Annotated in this window: 7 protein-coding genes and 1 pseudogene; 1 reads left to right on the forward strand and 7 read right to left on the reverse strand. The window is 59.5% G+C overall.

The annotated features are described in order from the left end of the window. Positions 1–17: 17 nt before the first annotated feature. The 3 genes from pdxA to CLV01_RS26135 form a co-directional block, all read right to left on the reverse strand. Complete coding sequence (gene pdxA, locus CLV01_RS26125) at positions 18–1,079, reverse strand: 4-hydroxythreonine-4-phosphate dehydrogenase PdxA (protein WP_099732883.1); 1,062 nt, start codon at positions 1,077–1,079, stop codon at positions 18–20. A 101-nt stretch (positions 1,080–1,180) separates the two neighbouring features. Beyond that, complete coding sequence (locus CLV01_RS26130; protein WP_099732882.1) at positions 1,181–1,933, reverse strand: Nif3-like dinuclear metal center hexameric protein; 753 nt, start codon at positions 1,931–1,933, stop codon at positions 1,181–1,183. Positions 1,934–2,007: 74 nt separating this feature from the next. Further along, the gene (locus CLV01_RS26135) at positions 2,008–3,333 is read right to left on the reverse strand and encodes an MFS transporter (protein WP_016445594.1); all 1,326 of its coding nucleotides are present in this window, start codon (positions 3,331–3,333) and stop codon (positions 2,008–2,010) included. A 753-nt stretch (positions 3,334–4,086) separates the two neighbouring features. Between CLV01_RS26135 and CLV01_RS26140 the strand changes: the two genes are divergently transcribed. Further along, on the forward strand, positions 4,087–6,234 hold the full coding sequence (locus CLV01_RS26140; protein ID WP_143290001.1) for a LamG domain-containing protein: 2,148 nt from the start codon (positions 4,087–4,089) through the stop codon (positions 6,232–6,234). 211 nt (positions 6,235–6,445) lie between these two features. On the opposite strand, the gene CLV01_RS26145 is transcribed toward CLV01_RS26140, so the two are convergent. The 4 genes and pseudogenes from CLV01_RS26145 to CLV01_RS26155 all read right to left on the reverse strand — a co-directional run bounded on the left by CLV01_RS26145 (position 6,446) and on the right by CLV01_RS26155 (position 12,038). After that, a protein-coding gene (locus tag CLV01_RS26145) for an IS5 family transposase (RefSeq protein WP_099735050.1) occupies positions 6,446–7,253 on the reverse strand; the annotation gives its coding sequence in 2 pieces (ribosomal slippage) (positions 6,446–6,917 and positions 6,916–7,253; 810 coding nt in all). A 60-nt stretch (positions 7,254–7,313) separates the two neighbouring features. Then, positions 7,314–7,412: pseudogene (locus CLV01_RS29750) on the reverse strand (integrase core domain-containing protein); the annotation flags it as partial. Positions 7,413–7,542: 130 nt separating this feature from the next. Continuing rightward, positions 7,543–7,968: a hypothetical protein gene (locus CLV01_RS28990; protein WP_143290000.1), complete on the reverse strand. Its 426-nt coding sequence runs from the start codon at positions 7,966–7,968 to the stop codon at positions 7,543–7,545. Continuing rightward, positions 7,965–12,038, reverse strand: a complete 4,074-nt coding sequence (locus CLV01_RS26155) for an RHS repeat-associated core domain-containing protein (RefSeq protein WP_180288456.1) — start codon at positions 12,036–12,038, stop codon at positions 7,965–7,967. Before CLV01_RS26155 ends, CLV01_RS28990 begins: the two co-directional genes overlap by 4 nt. Positions 12,039–12,049: the final 11 nt, after the last annotated feature.

The raw sequence follows: 12,049 nt of genomic DNA on the forward strand, positions 1-12,049 counted from the left end.
ATGCTTGGGCTAGCCATTCAAGCCGCCAATTTACGCGCCATTCGCACGGACTCAATCAGGCTGCTCGCCTCTGCAACGCCCTGCCCCGCAATATCGAAAGCCGTGCCGTGGTCCGGACTGGTGCGCACCAGCGGCAGCCCCAATGTGACATTCACGCCCTTTTCCACGCCCAGGTACTTCACGGGAATCAGTCCCTGGTCGTGGTACATGGCCAGCACCACGTCGAACTCACCGGGGTGGCCGGGCGCATTGCGGGCGCGCATGAACACCGTATCGGGCGCAAAAGGTCCATGGGCGTCCAGGCCCTCGGCACGCGCCTGGGCGATGGCCGGGGCAATGATCTCCACCTCCTCGCTGCCGAACAGGCCGCCCTCGCCCGCATGCGGGTTCAGCCCTGCCACACCGATCCGCGGCGGGCGGCCCAGGCTGCGCGACAGGGCCTCATGCGTGATGCGCAAGGTCTGCAGCAGGTTGTCCTTCGTTACCGCATCGATCGCCTTGCGCAGCGAGGTATGGATGCTGACCAGCACCGTGCGCAGCTCATCGTTGGCCAGCATCATGCGCACCGGCATGCGGTCCAGGCCCACACCCGCATGCTGCGCAGCCTCGAACTGCAGCAGCTCGGTATGACCAGGAAAGTCCACGCCCGCAGCATGCAGCGCCTCCTTGTGCAGAGGCGCCGTCACAAGAGCCGCGATCTCGCCGCGCAAGGCAGCCCGCGCGGCCCAGACCACGCAGCGCGCAGCCGCGTCACCGGCGCTGGCACTCACCTGGCCCCAGGGCGCAGGACCGGGCAGCCCGGGCAGCTCCAGCAAGGGAATGCAGTTCGGCGGCACCTGTTTTAGTTGCTCAGCCGACTCGATGACAGCTACGGGCATGGGAATGGCGTTGTCGCCATCGCGCGCACGCGCCGCCACGGCGGCTGCCCGGCGCAGCGTCTGCAACTCGCCGACGACGAAGCAGCCGCGCATCTGCTCGGGCGCGCCCATGAACGCCTTGGCGATGGTCTCGGGCCCCACCCCGGCAGAGTCGCCCTGGGTGATGGCCATCAAGGCCGTGGACTGTGTGGAATCAGGCATTTTCAGTATCCGGATCAGGCAAGCCGGTCATTCGCGCCGCGCTTGCAGCAAAAGGCCTCGCCCCCTGGGCGGGCCAATAGTGGGCCACTAACAGGCCAGCATCAGGCCGGATTGTCGATCTCGATGAAACGGTGCTCCAGCCCCAGCTCCAATGCCACCTGCCCCGCCAGGGCCGGCGCTCCGTAGCGCTCGGTGGCATGGTGGCCGGCGGCCAGGAAGGCCACGCCTGTCTCGCGCGCCAGGTGCGCCTGCGGCTCGGAAATCTCGCCCGTGATGAAGGCATCGGCCCCAGCGGCAATCGCGGCCTCGAAGAAACCTTGTGCGCCGCCCGTGCACCAGGCAATGCGGCGAATGGGGGGCAAGCGCTCTCCCCCCACGCAGATAGGCGTGCGCCCCAGCGCCTGCTCCACATGCCTGCCCAGCGCCGCCGCGTCGGCAAACTCCGCCGCGGCCATCCAGCCGAGGTTCTGCTCGCCAAACGTTGCCTGGCCCTCAAGCCCCAGCTGCACGCCCAACTGCGCGTTGTTGCCCCATTGCGGATGGGCATCCAGCGGCAGATGGTAGGCAAACAGATTGATGTCGTGGGCCAGCAGCAGGCGGATACGCTCCTTGAGCCAGCCCGTGATGCGGCCATCCATGCCGCGCCAGAACAGGCCGTGGTGCACGAAGATGGCATCGGCCTGCGCCTCGATGGCCGCCTCGATCAGCGCGCGGCTGGCCGTCACCCCGCTGACGATGCGGCGGATCTCGCCGCGCCCCTCCACCTGCAGGCCGTTGGGACCATAGTCCTTGAAGCGCTCGGGTTGCAGCAAACCGTCGAAGTGGGCCAGGAGTTCTTGTCGCGTGGTGCTCATGAAAGGATTGTCAGCGATCCATGCGGCGCCCAAGAAAAAGGGCAGCCATGCTGCCCTTCATTCCACTGCCAAGCTCAGCCGCGCCTGGGTTGCCAACCACGGCAGGCCAGGGGCCAGAAGCCGATGGCCGCGCCCAGGATGCCCATGGCCGCCACATAGTGCGCAGGCGCCATCACATCCACCTGCTGCCACACGGACACCAGCATGGGCGTCATGCCGCCGAACACCGCATAGGCCATGTTGTAGGCAAAGGACAGGCCCGTGAAACGCACCTCGGCCGGGAAGGCGCGCACGCCCACCACCGGCAGCAGCGCAATGCTGCCCACGAAAAAGCCCACCAGCGCATAGCTCCACACCAGCGAGGACGCCGTGCCCGGCAGGTTCAGATAGAACGCATAGGCCGTCACCGTCATGCCCAGCCAGCCCGTGACCATGGCCACACGCGTGCCCATCCGGTCGGACAGCCAGCCCCAGAACACGCAGCCCAGCGTCAGCGTCACCGTGGCCACGGCATTGGCCTTCATGGCCAGGGCCGCATCGATGTGGAAGACCTTCTGCAGATAGGCCGGCGTGAACAGCACCACCACCACGATGGCCGTGGACAGCACCCAGGTCATCAGCGCCACCAGCACGCAGGCCTGGCGGTGGTCGCGCACGATGGTCTTGAGCGGCAGTTCGCGGTCGGCCTGCTTGCGAGCCATCAGCTCCTGGAAGATGGGGGTCTCATGCAGGAACTTGCGCAGGTAGACCGACACCAGGCCGAACACGCCGCCCAGGATGAAGGGCATGCGCCAGGCCCAGTCGTGGATCTCTTCGGCGCTGTAGGTGCTGTTGAGCCAGACGCCGATGATGGAGCCCAGGAAAATGCCGCCCGTGATGCCCGAAGTCAGCGAGCCGATGGCAAAGCCATAGTGGCGCGCCGGCGCATGCTCGGCCACGAAGACCCAGGCGCCCGGCATCTCGCCACCAATGGCCGCGCCCTGCAGCACGCGCATGGCCAGCAGCAAAATCGGCGCGGCAATGCCGATGGAGGCATAGGTGGGAAGCAGGCCGATCACCAGCGTGGGCACGGCCATCAGGAAGATGGACAGCGTGAACATCTTCTTGCGGCCCAGGATGTCGCCAAAGTGCGCAATCAGAATGCCGCCGATGGGCCGGGCCAGGTAGCCCGCCGCAAAAATGCCCAGCGTCTGCAACTGGCGCAGCCAGTCCGGCATCTCGGCCGGGAAGAACAGCTTGCCGATGACATTGGCGAAGAAAACGAAAACGACGAAGTCGTAGAACTCCAGGGTGCCACCCAGGGCCGACAGGCCCAGGGTCTTGTAGTCCTGTCGGTTGAGAGGACGTGCGGTCGCAACAGCGGGGGCCATGCCCGGCTGCGCTTGGTCAAGCGTAGTCATGGTTTTTTTCCAGGGATCGAACAGCAGGACGGCGCGGTGAATACCACGGCAACGGATGAGCGTGCAGCGGCAGATCGTTCTGCAAGACTTCGGGATCGGAGGACTTGGCTCTCTCTTGGGGCCAGCTTGTGGGCCGGCGCAACAGCGAACGCGGCGTGGCGCAGTCGTCGGGGGATTCTAGGGTTTGTACTGTAGCTGTGTGGGGAGCGCGGCTTTGGGACCCTTGGGTTCAGCCACAGCATCACGGCGGACCGTCTACCCGCTCTGGCGTATGGGTCATGGGATGGCGGGCTTACCGGCAGGCGCGCAAACGCTCTTCAACGGTGCAGCGCTTGCATCGCGCCAGCCCGATGGAATTGATCGTTCATAACCCTTGCGGCGTCTGTTGCGGGTCGCAGGCAAGGAGCCTTTGAATCGGCCCTGGATCGGCTTCCTTCACAAGCCCTCCAGACTCTGCCCGCGAAAAGGCATGACGGTCAGACCAATCCTATTTTTGCGGACATGAACAGGCTGCTGCGTGAGCATCTGGTTCGCTGATCACCGCCGCTCGCCGACGCAGGTATTCCCGATGAAGGGTCACGGCCGTCAATTTCACTCTTCAAGAAGTCCAGCCCAGCCGATTCCGGCGGAACGCAAAAGCCATGGCCCGCATATTGCAAAAAAACGACAACCAACAAATACCAAGAATGGGTATGCGGACTGTACTTCATCCATACTCGCGTTCCGGTTGGTTCAACACACAGAGGTCGTGCGGTGAGTGAATTGTTCAAAGTGAAGCGCATAGCCCGTCAAGCTGGCGCTAAATTTCTTTTACTGCTCGCAATGCTGGCGAGCAGCAGTCAACCTATAGCCCAAAGCCTCACAGAAATCACTGGCCGCATTGAAAGCAATATCACACTGCGCGCCGCACAGTCGCCTTATACATTCCAAGGCGCCGTCGTGCTGGGCAATGACGCAACCATGAGCGTCGAGCCCGGCGTGACGATTCGCATGGCACGGAATTCCAGCTTTACTCTTCAAAAAGGTGCCTTCAACGCTGTTGGCACTTCAACCAAGCCGATCGTGATCACCTCTGCCGAAAGCACTCCGGCTGCTGGGGATTGGGGGACATGGCGCTTTACTGCTGGCACCAACAATTCGCTGACACGGTTGGCCTATGTACATTTTGAATATGGTGAGGGTATCGCCATCGAGGCTTCGTCTCCACAAATATCCAATACGATCATTCATCATCACAACGCGCCTGCAGTGATAATGGATCTGGAGTCTTCTCCCGTGGGAAACGGCAACTCGGCTTACGGAAATCTTCTGAATGCGATCGTTGTGCCATCTGGCCATATCCGAAATTCAATAACTTGGGGTTTGCTGGGCATTCCCTATCTCGTACAACAGGGCTTGATTCATGTGGGTCAAGAGGCTCTTGCTATTAAGCCCGCCAGCCTCAAACTCAATCCTGGTACTGAAAGCTCTCTTCAGATATCAATCGATACAGCGGCGCCTTCTGGCGGCATGACTCTGGACGCAGGCAGCAGCAATCCTTCAGTTGCCTCAACAAGCACCAGCATCTTCATTCCGGAGGGGCAACATAGCGCGGATCTTAAAGTTCAAGCCAACAATCTTGGCCTCGCAAAGATCACCGTCAGTCATGTCAGTCTGGGCATTGCGGAGGCTCAGGTTGAAGTGCGAGATATGCCTTTGCTAAGTCTGGCGCCTTCGAGTGCCGTGCTCAATCAAGGCGTTCGCACTGCCATGACTGTGTGTCTGCCGAATCCCGAAGCTCGCGACGTCCCCGTTCAGCTGACAGTGGCAAATCCTTCGGTACTGAATGTCTCTGCATCGGTTGTCTTGCAGGCTGGGCAGCAATGTGCCGGTTTTGATGTGACTGGTCTGGCTGCCGGTGCGACCCGTTTGACCGCTCACGCCGAGAACTTCTCCTCTGTACTCGCAACCCTCGTCGTGCGTGGCGAGACGACAGTGTCGGTGCCGACGGACAAGCGCCTTCTGGTTTCTGCGGCACGGGGAGAGAGCTATTTCAGCCAGCTTTCCGGCCAAGTTGTTTCGTCTGCATCTTCTTCTGTTGTCTGGATGCTTGCTGCAGGAACACTACCGGACGGGCTGACGCTGAATGCGCAAGGCCTCATCAGCGGCGTGAGTACCGCTGCCAATGGGTACTACAAGTTCGCGGTTCAGGCTTTTGATCCCGGCAGCAATGTATTGGAGTCATTTGACGTCGAAATGGGGGTTGGTGCAGTTGTACTGCTGATGCATTTTGACGGAGAGAATTCTGGAACCACCTTTTTCGAAGAGACGGGAAAAAATGTATCCAGAAACGGTACGGTGCTCACGATGGGGGATGTGAAAAAAGTAGGCACTGCGAGCGTGCGCTTTGATGGCAGCGGATCGATGTTGCATGTTCCATATTCGGAAGACATGAATCTCTCCAGCTCGGACTTCACCATTGAGTTTTGGCTGTATTTGCGAGCCTGGAGTGGAACGTCGCTTTACGGGACGGTGCTTTCCAAAAGAACCAGCGGAGTCGATCATGACTACAGCATCATCAACAACGATGCAGAAATTGGTTTTCAATATGCCAGCCCAACGGCAGGCAACGCATGGTTTAGCATGGGGCTGCATGATGTGGCACAGAATCAATGGGCTCACTTTGCAGTATCACGCCTGGGCAATCAGCTCTATGGCTACCGCAATGGAGTAGAGATGAACCGAGTGACACTTTCACGTAATTTGAACAACTCAGCCCTCATTACACAGTTTGGCCAAAGTCTTGGGTATGGCGATTCGTACCTCAACGCCAATGTGGATGAATTGCGCATCACTAAGGGAGTGGCTCGCTACATCGGTGGCTTCACCCCGCCTACTCGGGCGTCGGATTTTCCGCGATGAGATTTCTCGCGGGCATTTTCCACATATCTGGTCACTTCAAAATTGGAGTTGAGCGACTTTCCAGCTGTTGATCTAATATCTCTTTGACGAATTCGCTTAGGGTCAGGTGGCCAAGCAAACCGCGCGGGCGATGATGGTTATAGTCATGCTGCAAGCCTTCAATTTCTCCCGCGCATCCTGCATGGTAATGAGTCCCCGTCTCTTAGAGCGGCTAACACCGCCGATCCACGAAGCGTGCACAGATGATCGCCGCTGCCAATTTCAGCAGCGCTTCGTGGATATCCAGCCGTCGTTCAAAGCGGATTCTCAGCTTGCCAAAGCCTGCAAACCAGCTGTGCGTCCTCTCCACCACCCACCGGTGTTTGCCCAGCCTCTCGCTGCTCTCAATGCCTCGTCTGGCAATTCGGCCAATGATGCCCCGCTGCCTCAGGTGGGCTCGGCATCGCTTGAAGTCGTAGCCTTTGTCGGCGTGCAGCTTTGCCGGTCTTCTACGGGGACGTCCTGGCAAGCCAGCAATCGCAGGAATCGCGTCCACGCACCTCTCGAACATCTTGGAGTCGTGCCGGTTCGCGCCGCTGACCAAGATCACCAGCGGGATGCCTCTGGCATCTACAACGATGTGTCGCTTGGAGCCGAGCTTGCCTCTGTCCGTCGGGTTGGGCCCCGTTGCCTGGCCCCCGGGGGCTTGGTACCGAGGAGCCATCAATGCTGCCTCGGCTCCAATCGATTTGGTCATGTTCACGCAAGCGAGTCAGCATGGCCTGGTGCAACTGTTCCCACACACCAGCGGCATTCCAGTCGCGCAGGCGCCGCCAGCAAGTCATGCCGCTACCGTACCCAAGAGATTGGGGAAGGTCTTCCCATGGAATGCCTGTTTGCAGCACGAACAGGATGCCGTTGAGAGCGGCTTCATCGCTGACTGCGAGCTTGCGGGCACCACCTTTGGCGGAAGGTACGAAGGCTGGGATGAGAGGTTGTAGCTGTCGCCACAGTTCTTTGCTTACGGGTCGTCGTGCCATGAGGGCAGCGAGCATAACGCTCTGCGGGGGGCTTCTGACCAAGTGGTGTTAGCCGCTCTTAATGCCGTAGAGCTTGGCCAAGGACCGATGCGAGCCGGTCGCTAGCTGGAGTTCTGCGCGGATACGCGGCGTTGTGCGGGCACTGCCATGCAGGCGGATTGCCGTAGTGCTTTCTCCTCTTCCAGCTGACGAATGTTCCTGGGACCGTACATCTAAGCACGCTCTCCTCCCATAAATCACTGGCCCGAAGAAATCGGCAGGTCACGTTGACACGGATTTTGCGCAAGTCCTAATTTCCCCCTCCACTTCTGCGCTTGAATAGCGCCTCCCCTAAAACACTACAATAGTCTTTCGAATCATATTTCTCTTTACCATATTCCTTCACCTTATCAAGATAGCTCAATAAACATTTATTGTAATCTTCTCTCGACTCAGGTTCCTGAAGAACGATAATAAATAGTGGCGCAAACAAGTCCCATTCATTCCGCTTAACAATATTATCAACCAGAGCACTGGCTGCCACAATATTATCTCGTGCAGCAGAAATATTCCCAGAATTATACATTTCCACAGCTTTCGATTCGTAATAAAACGCTCTTCTGATATCCTCTTCAGCAACCCATAATTTACTAGCTTTGACTGAAAAAAATAAGCAAAATACAAAACCACACAAAAAGACAAGTATAAAAATGAAACCCACTAATAATTTTTTCATTTATTTCTCCCGAAACTTGCCATGCATGAAGCATATTCAGCTTGGCACTCTGCCACCTTTTTAATCTGTTCTATTCCGATTGGTTCATTTGGATCAACATCCCCTAAACAATCTTTTCTATCTGCATCGCAACAAATCTGAGGTCCTTTGTCACAGCCAGTATCAAATGTTTTCTTACAAAGCCTCCATCTCAACCAATTGCCGATTGTACTTGCTCCGGGATCTTGAGTTTTCGCACATTGCGCATACCTGCCTTTGCAGTTTTCCAAAAAATCCTCCAATCCTTTTGGATCAATTGATACCAGAGAATTTCCAGAGGCATATAAATATAAATTGGGACCCGGCTCCAGCCCAATTGGATCAATTTGAACGTATCTTCCTGTGTCGGGCTTGTAATCCCTGTGGAAGTTGTAATGTGTATAGGTCTCTTCATCAAAATACTGCCCTGGCGACCTCAGATTCATGGTGATACCGCTCTCGGGCAAGCCCCCGGTCGCCCCGAAAGCCTCCGCCAAAGATTTCCACGTTATTGCGCCCTGTTTATTTGTGCTTAACATCGGCGTTCCCAGATGATCCGTATACATATAGTGGACACTTTTGCTCTCGTTCGTCAACGGTACCTCGCCGACCTGCGCCAGCCAGATGGGGTCCGTGCTCCATAGCCCCTGCTGCGCCTTCTGCGGATCAAAGGCATAGGCCCTCGCTATTTGCCCCTGTTCATCGGCCTCCCCCAGAAGACCCGTGTCGCTGTAGAAAAAGTAAGTGACCTTAGTGGCCCGCCCCTCTTTGACCTCTTTGGAGATACGTCGCCCCAGCGGGTCATAACGGTACTGGGCTTCAATGTTCGGAGTGCTCTGGCCCGCCAACATGCTGGCGTAGCGGATCAAGCGCTCTGCGGCGTTGTAGCTATAGGTTCGTTCGCCTTTGTTACCGCTTTCCTTAGCGGTATTGCCTTGAGGTGTGTATTCCACCTCCGTTTGCGTGGGTTGCGCTGCTTTGTCAAAGGGCCGCAGGCGCGGGTAGCTTGTGAGCTGGTTGTCCGCGTTGTAGTTCCATTGGCCCACCTGATGGCCGCTGAAGCTGCGGTTGTGCACGGCGTCGTACTGGTATTGCTCCGTGGGCAGGCCCAGGTCCTGCAGCTTTTGATCTGGTGCCGCCTTGGTCAATCGGTCCAGTGGGTCATAGCCGTATTGCGTCTGGCCCAGGTCGCTGTTGATCTGGGTGATGTTGCCGGCCTTGTCGTATTGGTAGTGACGACTCGCCAGCAGTTCGGCTGCGGCGTTCTTCACTTCGATGGACAGCGGCCTTTGAAGGGAGTCCAGACTCAAGGTCTTGGTGGCACCCGGTGTTTCTATGCGCGTGGCCGTGAGCCATTGATAGTTTCCGTAACGGATCTGGCTCTGGTCGGGCAGGGTCACCAGGCTCAGGCGACCCTTGTCGTAGCGGTATTGGCCTGCACTGCCATCAGGATAGGTATGGCCAGCCAGTTGGCCGTCAGCGTTGTAGCTTTGGCCTACTGTGAAGCTGAAACTGCCCGTGTTGTCGACCTTGCCGTAGGTGAACTTGTTCTGTGTGGTACGGCCTTGGGCATCTTTATCGTGGGTGACGCTGCTGATGAGGTTGTGCTGACCGTCCCTTTGTTCGTAGCCTGTCAGCAGGCCGTCGGCGTCGTATTGATAGCTGATCTGCTGGTCTGTTTCCTTGCCTTGGAGCCTATGCTCTTCCTGCACCATGCGGCTGGCCTTGTCATACGCATAGCTGCGGGTGTTGCCGCCGGCGTCGGTGCGTTGGGTCAGTTGGCCTGCGGCGTCGTAGCTGTACTGGATTGCACCGCCCATGGGACGGGTTTCCTTGATCAGGCGCCCGACCTTATCGTATTCGAAGCGGTGGATGTTGCCCTTGGCGTCGGTGAGGCTGGTGAGTTGGTCGTGGGCATTCCAGGTCTGCTGCGTGGCCTGGGCCATGGGGTCGATGGTTTTGACGATGCGGCCCAGGCCGTCGTATTCGTGGATGGTGGTGCGGTCTGCGGGGTAGGTGGTAGCGACCCTCTGACCTAGGCTGTTGTATTGCTGGTGCTGGGTGAGGGTCTGCTCCGGCGTCGAGGGACGGGCCAAGTGTTGGGTGACGGCGGTCTGCCGGCCCATCGGGTCGTACTGGTAGGTTTCCTTGTACGTGGGGTACTGGGTGGCGATAAGCAGGCCTGCCTGTGCTGTTTCGTCTTCCCCGTATGTGTAGGTAATGGTGTTGCCTGCGGCATCAATGCTGCGGGCCGTGCGACCACGGTTGTCGTAGGTGGTCTGCGTGACAAGGCCGCTGGGGCTGGTGGTGCTCAGGGGCAGGCCCGTGTTGTCGTAGGTGATGCGCGTGCCTGCGCCTTGGGTCTGGCCCGGGGCAATGGTTTCTATGACTCGACCTTGCGGGTCGTAGCGGGTTTGCTTTGTTCGGCCTGCTGCGCTGGTGCTCTGGGTGCGCCGGCCTCTGGCGTCGTATTGGTGGATCGTGCTCTGGCCCAGGGCGTTGGTGGCCTGGGTGAGGCGACCTGCAGCGTCAAAGCTCAGCGTAGATGTGTTGCCCAGGGCATCGGTCTGCGTTGCAGGTAGACCCCTGGCGTCGTAGCTCGCCTTGCTGGTATGACCCAACGGATCCGTGGCCTCGATCAGGCTGCCGTTGTTGTCGTAGCGGTAGGTGGTCGTTCTGCTGTCTTCGCCCGTGCCGTCGCCTGCGCCTGTGCTGCGGCTGGTCAGTTGACCGTAGCTGTCGTACTGGTAGCGCGTGGTGCGCTGTTCGGGCCGGCCCAAGGCTTCGGTCCAGGTGGTGACGCGGCCCTTGTCGTCATGGCTCCAGGTGCTGGTGATGCCGCCCTGGTTGATGTGCTTTGTCCTGAGGCCGCGCACAGGCTCGTATTCGTATTGGTCCCGGCTGCCATCCGGGTAAATGATCTGCAGCGGCTGGTAGTTGTAGTCGTAGTGTGTGGTGATGGTCAGGCCCCGGGCGTCGATGGCGCGGGTCTGGTAGTTGCCGTCCCACAGGGTTTTGGCTGCAGGCTTGCCGTTGAAGGCTCTCTCCAGTTCGTTGCCTTCACGGTCGTAGAGGTAGACGGTGGTGTTGCCCCGGCAGTCCAAGTAGGTGACGAGGAATTGGCGTTTCTCTCGCAGGTACTGGTTCTTGCCCGTGGAAGCGCAGCCCTGTCCATCGAGTTTTCCGACCCGGCCACCGCCCCAGAGGTTGGCGAGTTTGCTGGTGGTGCCGCTGGTGCCCGTGGGGTCCAGGACCTTGCCGGCGGCGCCCAGGGTGAGCAGCGGTGCGGGGGCAGGGATGCTTTGGCTGTACTGGACCGTGACCTGGGCGCCCAGGGGGTCGGTGCGGCTGGTGAGCTGGCCGTTGCCGTCGTAGGTGTAGCTCCAGCGCTGGCCCATGACGTCGGTGGCCTGGGTGAGCAACTGCCCATTCCATTGGTAGCTGACGCTGCGCCCGGCCCGGTCTTCGATGCGGGTGATGAGGCCATTGGTCAGGGTGGCCGTGTAGACGGTACCGCCATGGTGGTCCAGGATGCGGGCCCGCGTGGCGCTGTCGTAGGCAAAGCGCACGCTGATGCCGTTGGTGTTGGCATAGCCCAGGATGCGGCCTTGTGCGTCGTAGTCGATGCTGTTGCCCAGGCGGTCGTACCAGCGCCACTGTGCTTGCGGGTTCTGGGCACTGCCGCCTTCGGCAAGCCGCTTGATGAAGACGGGGGCGTTGTTCTTGCCCTTGGCGATGTAGAGGTCGGCCTGGCCGCTGCGCTCGTACAGAACGCCTGCGCGTTCGATGAGCCGGGCGTCACGACCCAGCGGGTCGAGTTCAAAGTTCAGCGGCGCCCAGGCCGGATTGAGCCACCAGCGGCCCTGGCTCCAGCTGCGCACGATATCCAGCGGGCCGCCCAGGACCTGTACGCGCAGGTCGATGTGGGTTTCGGTGTATTCGCCGTTGATCCAGCGCACCTGGGGTTCGCTGGCCTGGGTGGTGAGGGAGTAGCCGGGGTCGCCCGGACGGGTGAAGGCGCTGGGGCTGGTGTACTCCTGCGCATTGGCCATCGATGGCAGCA

The organism is Delftia sp. 60 (assembly GCF_002754395.1).
Classification (GTDB): Bacteria; Pseudomonadota; Gammaproteobacteria; order Burkholderiales; family Burkholderiaceae_C; genus Comamonas; species Comamonas acidovorans.